Genomic DNA, 22,295 nt, shown 5'->3' on the forward strand with positions numbered 1-22,295 from the left:
AAAACAGATAGAACATCCCAAAGATGCCTATCTGTTTTTTTAACATACTTTTTCCTGTTCTTCTATCATGTGCTCAATTTCGTTTACAGGTAATGGACGACTAAACAAGTATCCTTGTACTTTATCGCAATGTAGACTTTTGAGAGATGTGAATTGTTCCCATGTTTCAACACCTTCTGCAATTACAGTCATCTTCATACTATGGGCCATATCAATAACAGACTTTACAATAGCTTGCTCATTATGATCTTTTGTAAGATCATCTATAAAAGATTTATCAATTTTTAAAATATCAATTTCTAATTGTCTTAAATAATTAAGAGAAGAATATCCTTTCCCAAAATCATCTAATGATATACGAATTCCTAATTTTCTTAAATCATGTAATATTTTATTAGTAAATTCAAAATCTTTCATGATGATATTCTCTGTAATTTCTAATTCAAGAGAAGACGGTTGCATCCCTGTCTCTTCTAAAATATCTATAATGCTTTGTACAAAATCTGACTGTTGTATTTGAATTACAGAAATATTGACAGCTACACTCATATCCGTACATCCTAATGATTTCCATATTTGGTTCTGCTTGCATGCGTTCCTTAGCACCCACTGTCCCATAGGAACAATAAGTCTCATTTCTTCTGCTAATGGAATAAACATATTTGGAGGGATCATTCCATTAGTAGGATGGTTCCATCGTACTAATGCCTCTACCCCTGCAATACTTTTGTCATTTGTATTGATCTTTGGCTGATAATAAACAACAAATTCCTCCCGATCCACTGCATGTCTTAAGCTATTTTCCATTTCCAATTTTTCCAATAGTTTTTCATTCATATCCGATGTATAAAAATGATACATATTTTTACCACAGCTCTTAGCAACGTACATAGCTGTATCTGCATTTTTTAAAAGAATATTTGTATTGATCCCATCATCTGGATATAGAGTAATTCCTATACTTGTCGTAACATAAAATTCACGATCATCTATGATCCATGGGTTTTGAAATGCTTTTATAACATGCTTAACAGTGTCTATGATATCTTGTACATCATTTGCTTTTGGCAGTATGGCTACAAATTCATCTCCACCCATGCGCGTAGCAGTAGCATCTTCCCCTAAATATTTTTCAAGTAATCGTCCAACATTTTTAAGAAGTAAGTCTCCAAACATATGCCCAATGGTATCATTTACATTTTTAAAATTATCCAAATCAAAATATAGTAATGCTACCTTCTGCTTTTGTTGTTCTGCTTCTTCTAATGCACGCGCTAATTTCTCTTCAAACAAAGTCCTATTGGGTAGCCCTGTCAATTTATCATAATAAGCCAAGTAATGAATTTGATTTTGCTGTTGCATCAATTCTTCTTCTCTCTTTTTGATGATTTCTTTCATTTTATTAACATTATTTGTAATATCCCCTAATTCGTCATTTGCATCTATTTCAATATTATAATCATAGTTTCCTTTTTCTATCATTTTCAAACCATAATTAATGGTAGCAATTTTACTTAATATAGTGGTATTAAAAAACGTTGATGCAATAAAAAATGTAATGAATATAATAAAAAATGATACCCCTAACGAAAACAAGAAAATATCCTTTCTGTTTTTCTCTAAGGTAGAAAAATCATAAATCAATTCCACATAAAAATTTCTTGTAAAATCATAATAAGATTCATCCAAAGAAAAGGAATGGTAACAATGTTGTAACTTCCCTTTTTGTATACATATTTCTTCTTCTTTTTTAAGCTTATTCATAAAAACTTTATTTTTTCCAAACTTTTTGCCACTATGTAACAAAGACCAATTATCTATTTTATTATAACCATATATATCAATGCCTACTAAGTATTTATTTTCTTTAGCAATGGACTGAAACAGTCTTGAAAAGACAAATTCATCATATCCTTTTGGATAACTATTTTTTATATATTCATTGATATTTACAGAAATTTCAATAATATAATTGCTTTCTTTAGGACTATAATAAATGTATTTATTTAAAATACCCGTTTTGCTAGAAGCTGTAATACTTTGATTTTTGATTTCTTCCTTCCCATATAGCGATTTCAATTTTTTTTCAAATGTTTCTCCAGTTTGAAAAATATTCAAATTTTGATCTTGTGGAAAGGTAGTATAAACAATTGTACCCTCTTCATTAATGATATAGATCTGATACATAGGAAATTCTTCTGCTATTTTTTTTAATACATCATTAGTAAAATCATCCTTTTTTTTAAAGGGTTCTTCTATTTTTTTACTCACTTTTAGTATATCTTTTTCCATCTTTTCTTTCAATTCTCGATCTACTTCAAGAAGAATTTTATCAAAAGTAAATATTTTTTCTTTTGATTGAAAAATAATATCTTTTTTCTGTACATCTACAATTTGATCTATTTTGTTTCCTACATAATTTCCGATGACAATCGTTAATAGCATATTTGAACATACCATTGCAAAAATCAAATACAGAATAAATTTTTTCTTCATTATGAAACTCCTCAATACAAATTATTTATTAATGATTTATTTTATCATAATTGGATAAGTTATACAAAATATTGTTCTGGCTATAAATCCCTTGCAAACGCATTTGTTAACCAATATATAAACTTTGATTTGTATTTAATATATCCATTATGGAAATAATATATAAATGTTTTTTCAGTAAATTGTTTTTTCTTATCCCTGTATAGAAAAATATAGTTATGGTATAATATTTTATCATATACTTTAGGAGGTTAATAAGGTGAAAGCTTTACCTATAGGCGTATTTGATTCAGGTATGGGTGGACTAAGCGTATTAAGAGAAATGAAAAAATTGATGCCACAAGAAGATTACATATATTATGGCGATTCAAAACATATCCCTTATGGCAAAAAAACAAAGGAAGCCTTAACAGACATCTGTATTGAAATTGGTGATTATCTTATAAAAAGAGGCGTCAAAGCAATCGTAATCGCTTGTAATACAGCTACAAGCACAGTTATAGATACATTTCGCAATAGATATACGATTCCTATTATAGGCATTGAACCGGCTCTAAAACCAGCTATTGAACAATATACAGATGGAAAAATCGTTGTACTTGCTACAGAGGTTACTTTAAAGGAAGAAAAGTTTAAAAACTTGATGGATCAATATACATCTCAGGCAGAGATTGTAAAAATTCCTGGACCTAAACTTGTATCTATTGTAGAAAGTGGATTGACAGAAGGCAAGGAAGCAGAAGAAGCCATAAAAGAGGTTTTTGAACATATGGACAGACATGAAATTTCTTCAATTGTATTAGGATGTACCCATTATCCTTTTTTAAACACTGCCATAAAAAAAGTATTAGGAGACAATATTACATTGATTGATGGTGGCTTTGGAACAGCACTCCATCTTAAAGATATCCTGTCACAAAAAGGACTATTAAAAGATGAAAGTGAAAATGGGCATATTGAAATCATTAATTCCTCTAATGACAAAAGAAAAATAGATCTTTCTTATAAGCTCCTTCTGCAAGACACACAAGATAAAAGCATGGCTTTTTCTTTGAAATTATCAAAAGCATGATAATCAAATCCCCCTTAACAAGAAAGAGGATTCCTCGTCTTTTAGGTTTTGCTCTTTTTGTATAGGATATCATACGATCATTAGGAGGTACATATGGAACGTAAAGAAGCATTAACATTATTAAAGGAACATGTTAAGACAGATCGTGTATTTAGACACTCACTTGCTGTTGAAGCTGCAATGGTAGCTTATGCAATGAAATTTGGGGAAGATGAGAATTATTGGGGGTTATTAGGATTACTTCATGATATTGACTTTGAAAAATACCCTGAAGAACATCCAAATCGTTCACCTGAAATTCTCGAAGCTGCAAATTTTGATGAAACATTTATTGCAAGTATTCTTTCTCACGGTTCAACATCTAAAATTCCAAGAGACTCAAAAGAACGTCAATGCTTACATGCTGTAGATGAAATGGCAAGTTTCATTATTGCAATTGCATTAATGCGCCCTACAAAACTTGAAGGATTAACGTCAAAATCTGTAAAAAAGAAAATGAAAGATAAAGCATTTGCCAAAGCGGTAAATCGCGAGGAACTAACCGCATCAGCAGAAGCGCTAGGGGTTGAATTTTCTGATCATGTAGATACTATTGTGAATGGTCTCATTGCACATGAAGCAAAACTACAAAAAGAAGGGTATAGTTTATTAGATTAATCAATAACACGCTCTTACGTACAGGGTTAAGCAGTGATCTACATCAATTAGATCTCACGCTTAGCTCTATTTATCCTCTTTGGTAACCTAGCTTCTCTAAAAAGTAAGTGGGGCTATCGGAAAATAGAAAAATCTAGTCCAACAGCCCCTTTTAGATATTATCTATTTTTTTTAAATAATAATTGTATTTTTCTATGTTTTTCTATTTCATAATGCTGTCCACGTTTCATACTCCACTCATAACAATGTTCCTCTAACAACATTCTTTTATAAAGTTCGATTGTTTTTTCAGCACGATCAATATTATTCGCTGTAATTTCTTGTAGTGCTGTGCATTCTTCTTTAAATCTTATGATATCCAATTTCTACATCTTCTACTTTTAAACGAATTTTTCCTCTAATGGATTATAATGGAATTTCCTTCCCTACAAGCTAAATATGCCACCAACTCTTCCATTATTTTTTTCTCCAAGAAATATTTTCTTATTTTCCAGCATCAATCCTGCATAAACTAATGATCACATTGAGCGCATTATATAAAAACAGATATCTATCAAAGGCAACAAAGATCCTTTCGGTAGATAGAACCACTATATATATAAATATGTGATTTTGTAGGAACGGATATGCAATATAAATATTTTATTTAGGAATAAAAGGAAATTATTAATAAATGTAGAATAAAAGTAATATGTTTTTAACCACTTGACCACAGAAAGGAGATATCAATGACTATCAACGAAAAAATGAGTAAAAAAGATTTTGTACTTGCCTTGCTTGTAGTCACGGTTTGGGGAGCTAATTTCACTATAATTAAATTAGGACTTGCTGGCGTACCGTCCATGCTATTAGCTGTTTTACGTTACGTATTCACTGCATTTCCAGCTGTTCTTTTTATAAAACGTCCTGCACTGGAGTGGCAATATTGCGTTGCCTATGGATTTGCAGTAGGTGTTGGCCAATTTGCTTGCTTATTTTATGCTATGAGTATAGGGATGCCAGCAGGTATTGCCTCTGTTGTCCTTCAGTCTCAAGCGCTTTTTACAATTTTATTTGCATCCATATTTTTAAAAGAAGGACTAAAGAGAAAACAAGTGATAGGCCTTGTGGTGGCTTTACTAGGGCTTTATCTCATAGGCGGAAATACAGGAAGCAGTGGATTGTTTTCGATTCCTTTTGGAGCATTTTTATTGACACTTTTAGCTGCTGCTTTTTGGAGTTTTTCCAATATAGTCGTAAAACAGGCTGCAAATCGCACAGCTTCTAGGGGCGAAAAACTGGATATGCTTAGTCTCATTGTCTGGTCAAGTCTTGTGCCTCCGATTCCTCTTATGATTCTTGCTTTGATGTTTGACACGCCTCAAACATTATTGCACGCAATAAGTAATATGAATGGCCTGTCTATTTTCGCTGTTTTTTATCTTGCTTTCTTTGCCACGTTGTTTGGATATGGCACATGGGGCGGATTGCTTGCAAAACACTCTGCAGGCAGGGTAGCACCACTTTCTTTACTTGTTCCTGTCACTGGACTTTTTACAGCACAAATTGTCCTTGGAGAACAACTTTCAGTCAATCAGTGGATAGGTGGTCTAGTGGTGATCCTTGGAATTATGATATCCAATTTTGGGCATGTACCAATACAACTCATACTTAAAGCTAAAGGTGAGTGATCCTTATACTATTAATACCTTCTAGCATGTCATTTGTAATTCTAGTTGATATATATCTAACAATTCCATTCCAGTGATTTTTAATGAAATATGTGGCATCTATCATAGACTATAATCTACTATGCGTAGCCCAATAAAACCATTTGTTGAGATATGATATAGCTGCATCTATATCAGTATCAAGTTATCTTTAAGGCAATTTCACTTCAATGAATCTCATAGCAGACTCCTTATTTCCTCTAAGAATCAATTTACCTTGATCTATAAGTTTTCTCAACCTATAATCAATGAAAGTGTCTCCTACTGGGTATTTTGATTTCCCCATAGTCCCACCAATCACCCTAGGTGCTTTCAAATATGACTTTTTGGCATTTTCTAAAATCAATTCATCGTAAAATTCTTCTTCTTTAGATGCCACCCTATCATCTTCTAGAATTCTGACCATTTTGTTCTCATTTATTAATCTTTTTAACTCTTTCACACAATAAATTTTTTCTTCATCAGTGATTGGTCTTATTTGGCTGGTTAAATTTAAAATATGCTCTGGTTCACATTGTCCTGTTAATGATATATGTATATTCTTATGTTCTTCTAATTCACACAAACTTACTTTAAATATACTATTTTCTCTAAATTTATAACATAATTGATAAAATAATATAACTTCTATACTATTAGGACCACACCAAACAACTATTTTATCTTTGTTATTAATCTGATTTAATTTTTCAATCATAGCGCTATACAACTCTTGCAATTCTTCCCAATCATCTAATGCTCCCGTTATCTTAAGCGTATCCATTAACCACCTTTTTCTTTGATCATAAACTTCTCTACCTAGATAACAAATGGGGCCTACTGAAAAATCATCTGGTATACCAATAACTTGACCATACCATTCTGAATTATCTTTTTTTATAGAATATTTAAGAAGTCCTTCAGCAGATAATCCCGCAACTATATGATGGATTTTCATAATATCGCCTACAATCCTTTTGTATTTTAAATCAAGTTAGCAACCCTTGCGTGATTGCATTGTATTATCTGTCATTTAGAAATGATTCTTTAATTGCTCCTTTGATCTATGCCCACAACTTTACTTCTACGCTCTAAGAAAACAATATCTCTCCAACCACCTCTGTTAGATTTTCCAAATTTTTCTCTTATACCTATCACTCTAAAACCACATTTTTTATGTAATGCTAAACTTGCATGATTCTCAACAAATATGCCTGATTGCAATGTCCAGAATCCATTTGTTTCTGAGCATTCTATTAATTTAGATAATAAATTTTCTCCTATTCTATTCCCTCTATATTGTTCTTTGATGTATATGCTTACTTCCGCTACGCCACTATACACACAACGACTACTCACTGGACTTAATGCTATCCATCCAAGTATCTTATTCTCTTGCCTTGCAACCAATCTACATTTTGAAATATGCCCTTTATCCCAGTCTTCCCAAGTAGGTATTTCAGTTTGAAATGTAGCATTGCCTGTTTCAATTCCTTCCTTATATATTGAACCTACTTGTATCCAATCCTCTTTCTTCATTTCATCAATGCTATATTCCATAAAATCCCTCCATTTATCATAAATCATCTTAATTCAATCCTAACTATTCTCTTCCATAATGTCTTTTATGACTTTTTTACTTAATTTTCCCAATATCAATTCATAGGACATATCGATCATTTGTTTTAAAACATCATCAGGCACATCCCCATCTAAATACACCGAATTCCAGTGCTCTTTATTCATGTAATATCCCGCAACTATATGCTGATATTGTTCTCTCAAAGATTGTCCAAATAGCGGATCACATTTTAATGTAATGATGGCTTTTTTCTCTTTATCTCCTCCTTGCATAGCAAACATTTTTCCTCCTATAAGGTATCTTATTGCATCCCATTCTACCTTAAAGTCTTTTACTGTTCCTTTTTTACAAAGGCAGTATTCATCAATCCATTCATATTTCATAAAAATCCCCCTAAATTTTTATTATTTCGACGCCATTCAATGCGCTAAAATAAAGTTTCTATATTCTTATGACTCTACAGTGTAAATAATTTATATCCATTTATATATTATACTTCAATAAACAGCCGTAGGGAATATAGGTAAGCTATTTTGTGTACCTTTATCTTTAAGACTTCACGATGGCGTTAAATCTATTCGTCAGTGGAATGATTCTGATGAAGTGCACAAATCTCATATTGTTGAAATGATAGCTGATAGCTTTCATACTGCTAAAATTATGGGTAAATCCTTTGTTTCATGAGGAGTTGAAAGCTTCTTAATCAAAGAAAAGTTTTGACTGTTCAGTATATTAGTAGAATTTAAAGAATGTGTTACTTTATTGTTAAAGTATTCTTCTAATATTTTATAAAATTCATATTCTCCAAATATTCCTCTTGCTTTTATTTCTTGTTGAGGTACTTCTAAAATAGCTAAAATTAATTGACCAACTATTATACTTGTGCTATTATACAAGTATAATAGTGTGAGGAGTTGAAATTATGTCTTTATCATTTGCCTTATTAGGATTATTAAATTATTCACCCATGGCTGGATATGACTTGAAAAAAGTATTTGACGAGTCCATAATTTTTTTTTGGGCAGCCCATACAAGTCAAATATATAGGGAATTAAAAAACTTAGAGCAAAAAGGATGTGTAATTTCAGAAATAGCATCTAGCTACAAAGGACCGGATAGAAGAATTTATAGTATTACAGATTTGGGATTATCTAAATTTAAAGAATGGATTAATGATGTGCCTGATCAAATAAATAATGACACTAGAGATGAATTTTTAATAAGAGTGTTTTTTTCATCGCATTTAGGCATTGATGATTTATACTTTGAAATGCAAAAAAGGCTTAGAGAGTATAAAAAATATTATGAAAACCTTAGTAGTATTGAAAATAGAATGAAAGAATATTCAAATATGGTTGGTGGAGAGGATATTCACTATTGGAAAATATGTTTAAGAAGAGGCTATTATGAAGCAAAAGCAAATATTCTTTGGGCTGAAGAAACAATACAATATCTTGAAAAATTAAAGGAGAATAAGAAAAATGATTAAGATATTAGTTTTAAATGGAAGTCCACGAGGAAAAAATGGAAACACTCAAATATTAGTAGATTCTTTTTTAAGAGGTATATCAAGTGGTGAAAAAAATATAGAAATCAAATCTCTATTTTTAGAAAAACTAAATATAAATGACTGCAGAGGTTGTTTCAATTGTTGGAGCAAAACTCCTGGGAAATGTATATTTGAAGACGATATGAGCAATATTTTAAAAGATTATATAGAAGCAGATATAATAATATATGCAACACCTTTATATTATTACGGAATGACATCTATTTTAAAAAAAATTATAGATAGGCTGCTTCCTTTAAATAAACCATATATGGTAAAAAAAGAAAACGGTTATACACATCCTCCAAGATACAAAGAAAAAAATCATAAGCATATATTAATTTCAACCTGCGGATTTCCGGAGAGACATCATTTTGATAATATGATAGAACATTTTAATATAATAGCAGGAAAATTAGACGAAGCTATTGTTTGTACCGAAGGAGAACTTCTTCGAATAAATGAATTAAAAGATATCTGTAAGGATTATATAGATTCTGTAGAAAAATGTGGATTTGAATTTATATCACAAGGATATATAAGTAAAAGCACACATGATGAGCTTAAAAAAGATTTTGTTGATGTAAAAACATTCGTAGACATGGCAAATATGTCTTGGAATGCCCCAGGAGAAGAAGCACCTTCTATAGATGACGTTCATGAAAAATATATAAAAGAGAATATTAATAGTTATGAAAAAAATGTGAAACAAAAAAATAATGAAAATAAAATGTCGCATTATATTAAGGGAATGGCATCTACTTTTAATCCGAATGCTTCTAAAGATATAAAAAGCATACTGCAAATTCAATTTACAGATTTAGGAGAATGTTATTATTTTAAAATAGAAAATCGAAAATGTGATTTCCATGAAGGGAAATCTCAAAATCCAAGTACTATAATAAAAACTCCTTCTCAAGTTTGGATTGATATCGCAGAAGGAAAATTGCAGGGGCCTAAGGCTCTTATGGATGGTCTTTATACTGTTCAAGGAGATTTTAGTATTATGATGAAAATGTCAGAGATATTTTCATTAGATGAAGAAAAAAGTGAAGATAAAAATCAGATTGACAAAGGATTTTTAAGTTGTATACCTCCAATAGCTTGGCTTAGTATAATTTCTTTTGTGCCATGGTATATTTTTTGGTTTACAAGTGATACTAGTCCAGATATTTCATCATATATTCCTTTAATGATAAGTTTATTAATATTTACTTACAGAAAATCCTATATTGAAATAACATCATTTGATATTGGAAATATATTATTTTTTGCAGCCATGTCATTTTGGCAGTTGTTTGATAAATTAAGCTATATTGAATATGCTAATACTATTGGATCAATAGGAATAGGAGCAATATGGTGTTCTAGTCTTATAAGCACTCCAATTACTACATATTATTCTAAACATGGATATTCTAAAAGCATTACTGAAAGTGATTTGTTTAGAAAGGTAAATGAAATATTAACAGTATTTTGGGTTCTTGTATATTTATTTCAAACTACTGCAAGAATAGTAGTTCCAGAAGATATGGCTATTTTAAAAAATGTATTGGCATATGGAATTTTAATAATTGCAGGTTTGTTTACTGCTAAATTTCCAGATAAATATGTAGCAAAGTTAGCTTCAGGCAAAAATTAGGGATAACGCCCATGACCACCAACTACTTTGAAAGTTTACTAAAGGTTGGAATTATTACTTTAATTCCTTGTATACTTCGATTAACGATAGCTTTGATATTTCCAACTTTCTCTATAATTGTCTTCATTCCTGCATTTTTAAGAGCTGAATCTTTAAACAAAATATTTTTAGCAGTGGTAATAAAATTATGTGCTATAAATACAATTCAAAGAAAAGTATAGATTCCATAGAATTTTCTTGTCCTCAAATTTTTTCTGCCATAGACATTCTTAGCCATTTTAAAAAAGGCTTCGATTGTTTGTCGCTGATTGTAAAAATGAAATAACTCTACTGCGGACATCTTTTCTATTGATATATTTGTAATTAAATGAGTATATACTAATTAACCATGCTTGGTTAGAATCTGTACTAATATAATTCTTAATCCATCTTTTGTAGGAAACTCATAGACCCATACTCCTTCAGCTGCTTGAGTGTAATTCTCATAAGGGATATCTTTAGCAAGTTTAGCAGATTAACGAGTAGAATAGCCTTTTGTGACAAATAGAAGATTTTTAATATTTTTTAATTTTTCAATGCTATGCATAGAACCATAACCACTATCCGTGCGAATGATGAGTTTTCTATTGTTAAGCTGTTCTTTAAACTTTGATATAGTAGCATAAAGTAAATCATCTATTCGATCTTGACAATGTGTATTGCCAGGATCTAAATGTAATGATATGGTTTCAGAATGATTTCCTGCAAAGGCAGCAGAAACTTGATATCCTAATTGGTTTTTCTTCTTTGTAAAATAACCTTTGCTAGAAAATTCATAAGTTTTTCCATTTGCAATGAGACCTGTTTGATCAAAATCTACAACCGTTTCTTCATCAGAAGAAAGACTATCGCTATGTCTCATGAAAATTTCATGATGAAATTTCTGTAATTGAACTATACTCTTTTCTTCAGTTCGTTTTAGAAAACGATTAATTTGAGATTGGTTAGGAAACCTTTCCATCTCAAGAATGTTTGCAGCTAGAGCCTCAGGATGAAGTTTTTCATTGATATCATTTGTAGATTCACAGCCTACAGCTATAGAAGAAACAATTGTCATTAATTTTGGGTAAATCGAGTAGCTTTTTTTAATCATCGGAATATAAAATTCCTCAAATGATTTAAAATACTCAGTTTCTTGAGCAAACTTAAGTAAAGCTAGCAACCATGCTGACGCAGTTTCTTCCTTGCATTTACTCTGATGAAATGTTATCTTATTCGTAAGGTAATACCACCTTTCGTTAGAGTTTGTAGAAAAACACTACTTCGATAAGGGATATGGTATTACCTTTAGTTATTTTTTGCTTAAAATACCAAAGAATAATTATCCAAAAGAATAGACTATTTTTGTACAAAACTTACGTAACTAAGAAGAAAAAATATGAGATATAAACTTTAATTGAAAATTTATAGATTATATGGTACAATATGTATATTATTGTACTCAGGGCGGGGTGAAAGTCCCCACCGGCGGTGATTTTGCTATTTGCAAATAAGCCCGCGAGCACTTGTTCTATTGAGCAAGGTTAGTTGATTTGGTGTGAATCCAAAGCCGACGGTAATAGTCCGGATGGGAGAGGCGAAATGAATCTTTTACTTAGATAGTAGATATTTTATCTACTTTTATCTAACTATTTTTTGGTGCACTTCTATCTCTCATCATAATTCCTGATAAAAATTATATTTTTGAAAGGAGTTTTATGATGAAAAAATCATTATTATCTCAATTTGGTAAACCTGTTGAACGTATTGAGCAAGCATTAGCGGATTTAAAAAAAGGAAAAGGGGTACTTCTTGTTGATGATGAAGACCGCGAAAATGAGGGTGATCTTATTTTCCCTGCAGAAACTATCACAGAATCTCAAATGGCAATGTTAATTAGAGAGTGTAGTGGTATTGTATGTCTTTGTCTCACACAGGAAAAGATAAATCAATTAGACTTACCTCAAATGGTAACGAATAACACATGCAAATATGAAACAGCATTTACTGTCTCAATTGAAGCACGTGAAGGCGTAACAACTGGAGTTTCTGCTGCTGATCGTGTTACTACAATTCATACTGCTGTAAAAGAAGGATGTAAACCTGAAGATATTTGTAGTCCTGGTCACGTTTTCCCTCTTTGTGCACGCGCAAATGGTGTTTTAACTAGACGTGGTCATACTGAAGGAACTGTTGATTTAATGTCTCTTGCAGGATATAAGCCAGCAGGAATCCTTTGCGAATTAACCAATCCTGATGGAACTATGGCTAGATTACCTGAAATTATTACTTTTGCTAATAAGCATAATATGACTGTGCTTACCATTGAGGATATTGTTCAATATAAAACACAATTACTTGATAACACATTGTAATGTAAAAGCTAAAGTTATATTAATATATAGAAACAAATAGTTATATGTTTTACTAGGGGACACAGGGATAGGGACACAGGGACAGGTTAATCGTCCCTGTTAGATCCGTTATAGTACAACCTTTCACATTCTTAATCTTTCTTATAATATTATTTCTATGCTCTTTTTCAAGTCTTTGTAATTCACTTACCGTTCGTATTCCTAATTGATTCAAACACTTCATTATTTCGTCATCTGATGTATTGATACTTTCCTTATAATCTAAACATTGATCTCTATTATTTTCTTTTGAGTGCTTCTTAAATAATTCTATTGCTATTTGTCTATCTATCGAAAATATTTCTAAAGCAAAATCTATATCAGTGATGACTGGATGATCTATGTAATCATTATAACTACTCCAAAAATACGTCTCTATATCCTTTATCATTCTTGCTTTTACTGGATTTTGATGGATATATCTAAGCGCTGTAAGAAAATATGCCTTAGTTTCTACCACTTCACTTTTATAACGTTCTTGAAATAAATGCCCACATCGATCATATTTTTGATTATACCAATAAACATAGCTACTGCTTATTCGTTTTATTACTTTAGAAATAGCTTCATTTGTCTCTCTTATAAGTAAATGTACATGATTATCCATGAGACAATATCCATATAGTTTATAGTTGCTAATAGTTTTGTACTGTAGAATCGTTTCCATGAATTTCTGACGATCCTTATCTTCTTCAAATATCTTTTGCCTATTAATTCCTCTAAGCATTATATGATATATTCCTGTACTGCTCTTTTCTCTAGCCTGCCTTGGCATATCTATCACCCCTATCACCCCTATCACCCCTATCACCCCTATCACCCCAAGTCTAGTATGCCATTATTCTAGGGACAATATACCTGTCCCCTTGTCCCTTCCCCTTGTCCCATTTAGCTTATTTAAACCACTTATCTAATATTTTTACGCCTTCGAAAAGAATTTAGTTGTTTCATACACTCTTTTCCCCAATGAACTAGCCATATTTATTGCAAATTCAGCGTCTTTAATGCTTTTAGCCCAAGGTTTTAATCTAACAGCTGGTTGTGAATCATATTCAAACAAACTTAATCCCACATTAGCTACAACAGTTAGATTTATACAAGTAAATACAGGCGAAAAAGAATTCCACGCAATCTCATGACCAATAGCAGCAGCAATTGATATAAGACCAACAACTTTTCCTTTGAAGGCTTTTCCTTTAACATCTTTAACAACATCATAACTATAACGTTCATATGATAAATCTTCATCAGTACATGGCTCACATCGATCAAACCAATTTTTCCATATGGCAGGAAGAGAAAGAGCATACACAGGAGAAGAAAAAATAAATCCATCTGCTTCCTTACATTCCTTATATAATAATGATAATTGATCTTCAGGATCTTTTAAAATGGGACAATGTTTATTTATCATGCATAGTCCACAACCTGTACAAGATTTGATTTTATAATCTGATAACCTAATTAACTTTGTTTCTACTCCCATTTTTTCTACTTCATCTAAAGCACATTTTAACAAAAATTCACTTGAACTATTACTTTTTTTAGTTGAACCACAAATACCTATAATTTTCTTTGTCATCATAATCCCCCTATAACTTATCCATAAGCTTTATTAATTCTTTAAGATTTTCAGTAGCTTTTATAATCTCTTTTTCATCAATTTCTTTAAATATTTCTACAATCCCTAGCTCATACAATCTTAACTTAGAATCAATATACTGTTCACCTTTTTCCGTAAGTTGTACCCAAGTTTTTCTCCTATCTTTTAGATCATTCTCACGTTTCACCAAATCAAATTTTTCCAAAGAATCCAGCAGTATTGTAAGTGCGCCTTTGCTTAAATCTAAGGACTTTCCTAAATCTATTTGAATTATTCTTTTTTGCCTCTTAATAACGAATAGTGCTTTTCTTTGATTTTTATTACACTTTGGCATTGTATCGTCATCATGGTTAAACACTATCCCAACTTTTTGATGATATGATGTTATATACTCAAAAAAAAGTTGATTAAGTAATTTACCTGTTTCCTTTTTCATAAAAAACACCTCAATTCAATAATAGTTAAAATATCAATACAAAAGCAAGGTATTATGGCGTGCATCAAATTTTCTTATCAAATCCTTCTATCATTTAATCTAACCTTTGCATTATATTAAATTGTTTAAATCATATATGCATACATATCATCAACTTTATCGTTCATATATTTTTGCATATCGCTAATTGCTTGGTTATAAATATGTGGTCCTATTTTTTCTACTATAACGTCCAAAATAAGTTGTCCTTGTAAATTTCCAATTGATTCTTCCCTCTCACATTCAAAATATCTTCTTATTTCTTCTACTGCATCTTCATATCGATCTTTAGTAAGTTTAATTTTATTCATTTTGATCTCCTCTTTTTTTATGACATTAATAATTTAAATTTAAACAGTCTTAAATCTTATAGTTTAAATTTTAATCATTATTGATCAAAATGTCAATACCCTTTTCAAGCATGCACATATCGTACTCGCTTTACACAAATATTTAAAGCAATCAAAAATAAAAAAAGATAGAATCACAAGACTCCATCCTTCAAAATATATCTACTACCCTTTATACAGGGATACAGGGACAGGTTAATCGTCCCTGTTAGATCCGATCAATGACACTTTTCGATATCCCTGTTATTCTTGCTAATTGTCTTATAGTACAACCTTTCACATTCTTAATCTTTCTTATAATATTATTTCTATGCTCTTTTTCAAGTCTTTGTAATTCACTTACCGTTCGTATTCCTAATTGATTCAAACACTTCATTATTTCGTCATCTGATGTATTGATACTTTCCTTATAATCTAAACATTGATCTCTATTATTTTCTTTTGAGTGCTTCTTAAATAATTCTATTGCTATTTGTCTATCTATCGAAAATATTTCTAAAGCAAAATCTATATCAGTGATGACTGGATGATCTATGTAATCATTATAACTACTCCAAAAATACGTCTCTATATCCTTTATCATTCTTGCTTTTACTGGATTTTGATGGATATATCTAAGCGCTGTAAGAAAATATGCCTTAGTTTCTACCACTTCACTTTTATAACGTTCTTGAAATAAATGCCCACATCGATCATATTTTTGATTATACCAATAAACATAGCTACTGCTTATTCGTTTTATTACTTTAGAAATAGCTTCATTTGTCTCTCTTATAAGTAAATGTACATGATTATCCATGAGACAATATCCATATAGTTTATAGTTGCTAATAGTTTTGTACTGTAGAATCGTTTCCATGAATTTCTGACGTTCCTTATCTTCTTCAAATATATTTTGCCTATTAATTCCTCTAAGCATTATATGATATATTCCTGTACTGCTCTTTTCTCTAGCCTGCCTTGGCATATCTATCACCCCAAGTCTAGTATGCCATTATTTTAGGGACAATATACCTGTCCCCTTGTCCCTCCCCTTGTCCCTTCTTCCCTTGTCCCCTTGTTATTACGTATTATTTTAAGTATATCATTTTTAGTAAATTAGTAAAGCCTGACCCCCTTCTTCTGTACATGCAAATTTTTTGATAATAAAAAAATGAAGTATGATTTTAATAATCAAAATTTAGCAGACTGGATTATTAGGGTCATTTTTTTATAAAAAAAACTGTCGGGTTAATCAAATTTACTGATTTCCCGACAGTTCCATTAACTGATTTTTTTAGAGCTATTAAAGTAAATAATCAACTCTTTGTCTATTGATAAATATACATCATCATTTCTAGTAAGCTGATTATTGACTTCAAAGAGAGTATCGACATCTATTAGATTCCCATTAACTACTACTGTATAGCGAATAGTATTTCCTTGGGGAATAATCCGCTTGACGACTCCTTTAAAATAATAATTATTTTGTGTATATTCAATGTTTTCCTTCAGATTTATTCCAATATTCTCTGGACGGATTGCATAGAAACCTTCCTTAACATTCTCAAGTGCTATCACTTGTTGAAAAGTTTCATGAGATAATAGATTGCAATGCCCCATAAAACTTGCAGCAAAAGCTGTCTTAGGATTTAGGTACAAATCCATAGGCGAACCCATCTGTTCAAAACTTTACCATTGCACATCAAATAAATCCGATCAGACATTCTCATAGCTTCTTCCTGGTCATGAGTCACAAAGACAGTTGTCATCCCTAATTCATCATGTATTTCCTTGATTTTTATCTGTAGTGATTTTCTTAATTTAGCATCTATCGCACTAAAGGGTTCGTCTAACAGCAGAACTTTTGATTTAGTAACAATACTTCTTGCTAAGGCTACACGTTGCTGCTCACCGCCCGATAATTGTCCAGGGTATTTGTTTTCACTCCCCACTAGATCAACCATTTTCAAAGCATTGGCAACCCTGTTTTTAATTTCTGCTTGGCCGAGTCTCTGCATTTTTAAACCAAAGGCAATATTTTTAGCAACTGTCATAGTTGGGAACAAACTATACTGCTGAAAAATCATACTCATGTTTCTTTCTTTGGGTAAAGCATAAGTAATATCTCTGTTGTCTAAAAAAATCTTACCACCATCTACTTTTTCTAAACCTGCTAAACAGCGTAACAATGTAGTTTTCCCGCAACCAGAAGGTCCTAACAAGGTAATAAACTCACCCTGGTCAATACAAATGTTAATATCGTCTAAGACCTTTTGGATATCAAAGGATTTTTCAATATTTTCAAATCTAATATAGTTCATAACTTTTTCCCATTTCTGAAATCTATTTAATTGCATTAACAAATTGCATATCAATAATTTTATTATAAGGGATTGGTGTATTAATCACACCATTTTTGATAGCAAAATTATCAACAGCTGCTTGAGATTCCTCAGATATATAGCCGGTTTTAGTAAAAGCATCTTTTATAATTTCAATCTTTATAGCTAAAACATCTTCTTCCATCCCTTGGAATAAAGGTGCAACTAATTTAGCCACTTCTTCTGAATTATGTTCATTAATCCATTTAGTCCCTTTATGTACTGCATTAACAAATCCTTGTACAGTTTCAGGATTTTCTGCGGCAAACTTACTTGTAGTAGTAATAATTTCTCCAGTAAAGACATCCGTTTTTAAGTACTTGGCAGCATCAGTCGGGCTGGAAGTATCAACTAATATATTGACATCCATATTTTTAATTTCTGTCCGATTATCAACATTGATGTAACTAGCTTTTATTTGTCCTTGACTTAAGGCTGTCATCGATGCACTATAATCCAAATTTACAAAAGTTACATCTTTTTGGGGATCTAGACCACCTTCTTTTAGAATAGCAGAGACGAAAGAGTAGGGTGCAGACCCTGGCATCCCTGCAAAAATAGCTTGACCTTTCAAGTCTTTGACACTTTTAACATCCTTTGACCCAACAAAACCATAAAGTCTAGTATCTAAAACAGTATAGATAATCGAAGAATCTAAACCTTCTTCTTCTGCCTTCAAAACTGGTTCCTGAGACAATAAGCAAAATTGTGAATCTCCTCCATGCATACCCTGAAAAGCAATTGGTCCATCTTTATATAAGGCGAATTCCGGAGCTAGCCCTTCTTTCTGAAAATAACCATTTTGATAGGCAACATAAACTGGTAACCAGCCTAAATGTCTGAACTCTGAAATCACTACCTTAGTTAACTCATTATCGGATTTTTCTGTTTCTTTTGCGCTACATCCAACCATCATGGTAATCGACATAACCACTAAAAGCAATATTGCAATAATTTTTTTCATTTTTTTATCTCCTTTCGAAATCATTCGTAATTTAATTTGGTGAAATTATTTACTTTTCATACTCATAGATAAATTGGTTTCAACCCTCCAGCGTAGGACATATTTTTCAACTTTATCCAAGCACCAATTTAATACTATCCCTACTATTAGCAAAATAGTAATACATGACATAACTCTGTGGATCATAAAAAAAGAAGTTGCATAGGTTATCATCCAACCAAAACCACCAGTAGAACCCATATATTCACCTATAATCGCTCCTACCATACACGCTCCCACCCCAGCTCGGATACCTGAAATAATCCAAGGCATACATGCTGGTAATACTATATACCACAAAGTCTGGAGAGAATTGGCACCAAGAATATGGGCAGATTCAACTAAATTTTGTTCAATATTTTTGATAGCATTATAAGTTGAAAAAAATACACAAAAGAACACCATTAGACTTACTAAAAAAACTTTTGATGTTAATCCCAGCCCAAACCATAAAACATACACTGGTGCTAATGCCAACTGTGGAATGCCACTAATTGCAGTTAAGATTGGAGTAAAAATACTTCCTAGCGTGATAAATTGAGCAAATAGAATTCCTAGCAAGATTCCGATGATTGTTCCATAAAACAAACCTAAGAAGGCTTCTTTGAGGGTAATTGAGGTATGATAAACCAACTCTCCGCTTTTGGCAAAAGTAATTAGATCTTTAAGAATTCTACTCGGATAACTGGTAAAAAAGGAATTATACCAACTATTTACTGCAGACCATTCCCATAGGGCTATAACTCCTACAATCAGCAGAGTTCGAGTGGCTATAATAAATAATCTTTTTTTATCCATAAGCATTCTATTTAGTCAACCTCCTTCCTCTGCTTTTGTTTATCTTGTTCTAATTTCAAATAATATGTATGATTAAACCTTATTTCCGAACCATCATAGCCTAACTTGGCGAGTTTTGCCTGGATAACTTGCTTACGTTCATTCATTTCAACCGCATTCACTGTTAAACGGACTCCTTCGATTACCTTCTCAAATTTTTCAAAAGGAATTCCTACAGCTACTTCAGTATGTCGCCATTTTGCCAAAAATCTGGTTCCTGAGCAAAACAACGAAACATTGATTTGATTTGTCCTCAACGGATAAGAGGTGCATTCGACGCAAATTGCTTGATTCCCCAACATATTAAAATTCGGTTGCATACCATAGATATAGGAATACCCTTGTATAACGCGCATAATCTGATAACTATCACCTACCATCAAAACGACATCTGGATCTGTGTCAAATTGTTCTAGTGGTTTAATAATGACACCATAAGTATCTGGCGGACAATATTTCATTTGCCTTGCAACACTTGCCGCAAGTTTGGGTGATTGATATAGTCCTAAGTCACAACCATCTTGACCATTATAAAAACTTTCTGTAGGCGGAATTAGACCGAGAGCTCTCGTGCTTCCTCCACACCCAGAAAGTTTCCGAGTCATTTTCACAGCAATCCCCTTCATTGCATGCTTAACGGCTACACAATAAGCAAGTGGATAGGTTAATTCTTTGGCTTGAGCTTGCTCGAATTCTGATTTGGACTTAACTATCTTAATCCCAACTATTTGCCTGTCCAAATCTAATACTGCATAAGCTTTTTCCACATCAGCTTTGTTAACCATCTTATTCCTCCTGATTTTCCGTTAATGGTATTTGTGATTCCACTAGTATTTAATTATATCTTTGCCTAATAGTCCTGTCCAATAAGTAATATTTATCATTTTTTTTTGTCATAGAATTTCTTTATAAGCCTTGACATTGAACTTAATTAGATAAGACTAGAAAATATAAGCGAACACCCCACAAATTAAACAAAATAGTGTCAGACTCGCTAGTAAAAGTCAATAGTTGTCTATAAAGTAAGCGTAAATCCTAATACACCTAGAAATGAAACTTCAAATTTATTAAAATAAAAGCATCACTTTTCAAGATAGCATTTATTAAGTGATGCTTTTGATATTCTATTCAGATTTTAGCCTGATATCTTCAGATAGAGAATTTGACCATGGCAACAAAGCGTCCAATGCATCAACATTTTCTAAATCGATGTTTGGAAGCCTTTCAAAAAGATATGTTAGATATTGAAATGGCTTAAGACTATGTGCTTTAGCAGTTTCGATTATACTATAGCATATGCCACTTGCTGTAGCTCCTTTTACTGATTTTGAGAATAAGTAGTTTTTTCGTCCAATAACAAAAGATTTAATTGCTATGTGTATTGGCGTTGATGCTTACCATTATCTAAATATTCCATATATTTGTATCAGATTCCTTCTTTCTCATGTTTGAATGTTCTGAGTTAAGTAACACTCTAAAAACAAAAAGTCGCTTCGAACATTAGTCTAAGAGAACATATATATTAAAATGGATTTATTTTATTTATGGCTATAAGCGTACCCCATGCCAATCCTATACACTAGTTGATATGACTAATATACAGTAAAAACCGCAGTCACTTATGGTACGGTTCAGCTCTAATTATCCCAAATCTCTTTTTGTCAGTAAATTATTTTCACTTTGATTCTCTCACCCTGAAATCCCTACCACCCACCAATTCCTCTCCAATGTCCTTCTGATATCCTAACGCCGACCACAACTGCGATTTTTCAGAAACAACTAGAAACTACCTAAAAATCCTCTACAAAACAAAAAACCTCTCCTTCCTTGAAACCTAAGGAAAGCAAAGCTATATCCTGGTGCACCCGAGAGGAATCGAACCTCCGACGCACGGTTTAGGAAATTTGATATCGGTGATTTTTTTCGCCGTCGATGCAGTATTTCTGCCTATGACGTCCTTCTCCTCCTGCCCTTGTCCGTGACACCGAGTGACTACTTGTACCCTTTTTGACGACGGTTTGACGACGTAGTAGGAGAAACAACTGAGAATTACCTAACACAAACTGAAATAGCTTGTAATTCTCCTTATTTACCTTCCCGATCTGTCCCTTTATCATTTTTCTCATATATCATCATTGTATGTAAAGTGAATTTTACGTAAAGCATACTTGACATCATTTAGGATTAGATGTATATTGAGAATGTAAAGTTTGTTTTACATTCAAATCTATTATATAAAAAAGGATGTGATTGTTATTAAAAACAGAATCAGACAGCTTAGAGATATTCATAATCTAACACAAGATGAATTTGCTAAATTAGTAAACGTATCAAGACAAACTATAATATCCTTAGAAAAGGGTCGCTACAATCCATCTATAACCCTTGCATTTAAAATTGCAAAAATCTTCAATACTACGATTGAAAATGTTTTTATATATGAGGAGGAATAAGTCTGAAATATATCAAGATAACAGTCCAATAAGTTTATGGGCATAGCAAACAAGCCATTGAAGATGACTTTAAAAATCAATTTACTTTCTATT

The 22,295-nt window shown here is 31.8% G+C and carries 25 protein-coding genes and 1 riboswitch; of the genes, 7 read left to right on the plus strand and 18 right to left on the minus strand.

Annotation, left to right across the window (positions count from 1 at the left end; translation table 11 throughout):
- Positions 1-39: 39 nt before the first annotated feature.
- Positions 40-2,496, minus strand: a complete 2,457-nt coding sequence (locus tag EV214_RS10595; RefSeq protein ID WP_132245553.1) for an EAL domain-containing protein — start codon at positions 2,494-2,496, stop codon at positions 40-42.
- Between the two features lie 259 nt (positions 2,497-2,755).
- On the opposite strand from EV214_RS10595, the gene murI reads away from it, so the two are divergent.
- Together murI and EV214_RS10605 are read left to right on the plus strand one after the other, a co-directional pair.
- Complete coding sequence (murI, locus tag EV214_RS10600) at positions 2,756-3,568, plus strand: glutamate racemase (protein WP_243116616.1); 813 nt, start codon at positions 2,756-2,758, stop codon at positions 3,566-3,568.
- A gap of 93 nt (positions 3,569-3,661) precedes the next feature.
- Entirely contained in the window at positions 3,662-4,225 is a 564-nt protein-coding gene (locus EV214_RS10605; protein WP_132245555.1) for an HDIG domain-containing metalloprotein, read from the plus strand.
- Between the two features lie 158 nt (positions 4,226-4,383).
- Here EV214_RS10605 and EV214_RS10610 read toward each other — a convergent pair whose 3' ends face one another.
- The gene (locus EV214_RS10610; protein ID WP_132245557.1) at positions 4,384-4,587 is read right to left on the minus strand and encodes a hypothetical protein; all 204 of its coding nucleotides are present in this window, start codon (positions 4,585-4,587) and stop codon (positions 4,384-4,386) included.
- 366 nt (positions 4,588-4,953) lie between these two features.
- On the opposite strand from EV214_RS10610, the gene EV214_RS10615 reads away from it, so the two are divergent.
- On the plus strand, positions 4,954-5,895 hold the full coding sequence (locus tag EV214_RS10615; protein ID WP_243116617.1) for an EamA family transporter: 942 nt from the start codon (positions 4,954-4,956) through the stop codon (positions 5,893-5,895).
- 190 nt (positions 5,896-6,085) lie between these two features.
- Here EV214_RS10615 and EV214_RS10620 read toward each other — a convergent pair whose 3' ends face one another.
- The 3 genes from EV214_RS10620 to EV214_RS10630 form a co-directional block, all read right to left on the minus strand.
- On the minus strand, positions 6,086-6,871 hold the full coding sequence (locus EV214_RS10620; protein WP_132245559.1) for a DUF1835 domain-containing protein: 786 nt from the start codon (positions 6,869-6,871) through the stop codon (positions 6,086-6,088).
- A gap of 89 nt (positions 6,872-6,960) precedes the next feature.
- Positions 6,961-7,473 (minus strand): GNAT family N-acetyltransferase, encoded by a 513-nt coding sequence (locus EV214_RS10625; RefSeq protein WP_132245561.1) that lies wholly within the window; start codon positions 7,471-7,473, stop codon positions 6,961-6,963.
- Between the two features lie 39 nt (positions 7,474-7,512).
- Entirely contained in the window at positions 7,513-7,878 is a 366-nt protein-coding gene (locus EV214_RS10630; RefSeq protein ID WP_132245563.1) for an MmcQ/YjbR family DNA-binding protein, read from the minus strand.
- Between the two features lie 539 nt (positions 7,879-8,417).
- Here EV214_RS10630 and EV214_RS10640 point away from each other — a divergent pair.
- Both EV214_RS10640 and EV214_RS10645 read left to right on the plus strand, forming a co-directional pair.
- Positions 8,418-8,984 carry a PadR family transcriptional regulator gene (locus tag EV214_RS10640; RefSeq protein WP_132245567.1) on the plus strand — a complete coding sequence of 189 codons (567 nt, stop codon included), beginning with the start codon at positions 8,418-8,420 and terminating at the stop codon, positions 8,982-8,984.
- A complete protein-coding gene (locus tag EV214_RS10645) occupies positions 8,977-10,686 on the plus strand; it encodes an NAD(P)H-dependent oxidoreductase (protein WP_132245569.1) in 1,710 nt (569 codons plus the stop codon). The genes EV214_RS10640 and EV214_RS10645 overlap by 8 nt, the downstream gene beginning before the upstream one ends.
- Positions 10,687-10,891: 205 nt before the next feature.
- On the opposite strand, the gene EV214_RS19680 is transcribed toward EV214_RS10645, so the two are convergent.
- Both EV214_RS19680 and EV214_RS19105 read right to left on the minus strand, forming a co-directional pair.
- Entirely contained in the window at positions 10,892-11,050 is a 159-nt protein-coding gene (locus EV214_RS19680; RefSeq protein ID WP_279233124.1) for a transposase, read from the minus strand.
- Between the two features lie 150 nt (positions 11,051-11,200).
- Entirely contained in the window at positions 11,201-11,818 is a 618-nt protein-coding gene (locus EV214_RS19105; RefSeq protein WP_243116618.1) for a transposase, read from the minus strand.
- Positions 11,819-12,158: 340 nt separating this feature from the next.
- A riboswitch (FMN riboswitch) is annotated at positions 12,159-12,307 on the plus strand.
- Positions 12,308-12,425: 118 nt separating this feature from the next.
- Here EV214_RS19105 and ribB point away from each other — a divergent pair.
- Positions 12,426-13,079 (plus strand): 3,4-dihydroxy-2-butanone-4-phosphate synthase, encoded by a 654-nt coding sequence (gene ribB / locus EV214_RS10660; RefSeq protein ID WP_132245575.1) that lies wholly within the window; start codon positions 12,426-12,428, stop codon positions 13,077-13,079.
- A 52-nt stretch (positions 13,080-13,131) separates the two neighbouring features.
- Here the strand turns inward: ribB and EV214_RS10665 are convergent, their stop codons facing one another.
- The 11 genes from EV214_RS10665 to EV214_RS19550 all read right to left on the minus strand — a co-directional run bounded on the left by EV214_RS10665 (position 13,132) and on the right by EV214_RS19550 (position 21,131).
- Positions 13,132-13,920, minus strand: a complete 789-nt coding sequence (locus EV214_RS10665; RefSeq protein WP_243116619.1) for a transposase — start codon at positions 13,918-13,920, stop codon at positions 13,132-13,134.
- 117 nt (positions 13,921-14,037) lie between these two features.
- Positions 14,038-14,700: a flavodoxin family protein gene (locus EV214_RS10670; RefSeq protein WP_165916334.1), complete on the minus strand. Its 663-nt coding sequence runs from the start codon at positions 14,698-14,700 to the stop codon at positions 14,038-14,040.
- A 10-nt stretch (positions 14,701-14,710) separates the two neighbouring features.
- Positions 14,711-15,157 carry a MarR family winged helix-turn-helix transcriptional regulator gene (locus tag EV214_RS10675; RefSeq protein ID WP_132245579.1) on the minus strand — a complete coding sequence of 149 codons (447 nt, stop codon included), beginning with the start codon at positions 15,155-15,157 and terminating at the stop codon, positions 14,711-14,713.
- A 125-nt stretch (positions 15,158-15,282) separates the two neighbouring features.
- The gene (locus EV214_RS10680) at positions 15,283-15,507 is read right to left on the minus strand and encodes a DUF2164 domain-containing protein (protein ID WP_132245581.1); all 225 of its coding nucleotides are present in this window, start codon (positions 15,505-15,507) and stop codon (positions 15,283-15,285) included.
- A 247-nt stretch (positions 15,508-15,754) separates the two neighbouring features.
- Positions 15,755-16,513, minus strand: a complete 759-nt coding sequence (locus tag EV214_RS10685) for a transposase (RefSeq protein ID WP_132245583.1) — start codon at positions 16,511-16,513, stop codon at positions 15,755-15,757.
- Positions 16,514-16,809: 296 nt separating this feature from the next.
- Positions 16,810-17,193, minus strand: coding sequence for a TOBE domain-containing protein (locus EV214_RS19110; protein WP_243116620.1), 384 nt, complete (start codon positions 17,191-17,193; stop codon positions 16,810-16,812).
- Complete coding sequence (locus EV214_RS19115; protein ID WP_243116621.1) at positions 17,178-17,849, minus strand: ABC transporter ATP-binding protein; 672 nt, start codon at positions 17,847-17,849, stop codon at positions 17,178-17,180. The genes EV214_RS19110 and EV214_RS19115 overlap by 16 nt, the downstream gene beginning before the upstream one ends.
- Positions 17,850-17,871: 22 nt before the next feature.
- Positions 17,872-18,873: an ABC transporter substrate-binding protein gene (locus EV214_RS10695; RefSeq protein ID WP_132245585.1), complete on the minus strand. Its 1,002-nt coding sequence runs from the start codon at positions 18,871-18,873 to the stop codon at positions 17,872-17,874.
- 45 nt (positions 18,874-18,918) lie between these two features.
- The gene (locus tag EV214_RS10700; RefSeq protein ID WP_243116622.1) at positions 18,919-19,716 is read right to left on the minus strand and encodes an ABC transporter permease; all 798 of its coding nucleotides are present in this window, start codon (positions 19,714-19,716) and stop codon (positions 18,919-18,921) included.
- A 5-nt stretch (positions 19,717-19,721) separates the two neighbouring features.
- Positions 19,722-20,534, minus strand: a complete 813-nt coding sequence (locus EV214_RS10705; protein WP_132245589.1) for a DUF169 domain-containing protein — start codon at positions 20,532-20,534, stop codon at positions 19,722-19,724.
- Between the two features lie 339 nt (positions 20,535-20,873).
- Positions 20,874-21,131 (minus strand): transposase domain-containing protein, encoded by a 258-nt coding sequence (locus EV214_RS19550; RefSeq protein WP_334295685.1) that lies wholly within the window; start codon positions 21,129-21,131, stop codon positions 20,874-20,876.
- An 885-nt stretch (positions 21,132-22,016) separates the two neighbouring features.
- On the opposite strand from EV214_RS19550, the gene EV214_RS10715 reads away from it, so the two are divergent.
- Positions 22,017-22,202: a helix-turn-helix transcriptional regulator gene (locus tag EV214_RS10715; RefSeq protein ID WP_408631304.1), complete on the plus strand. Its 186-nt coding sequence runs from the start codon at positions 22,017-22,019 to the stop codon at positions 22,200-22,202.
- Positions 22,203-22,295 lie beyond the last annotated feature (93 nt).

Source organism: Marinisporobacter balticus, assembly GCF_004345705.1.
Taxonomy (GTDB): Bacteria; Bacillota; Clostridia; order Peptostreptococcales; family Thermotaleaceae; genus Marinisporobacter; species Marinisporobacter balticus.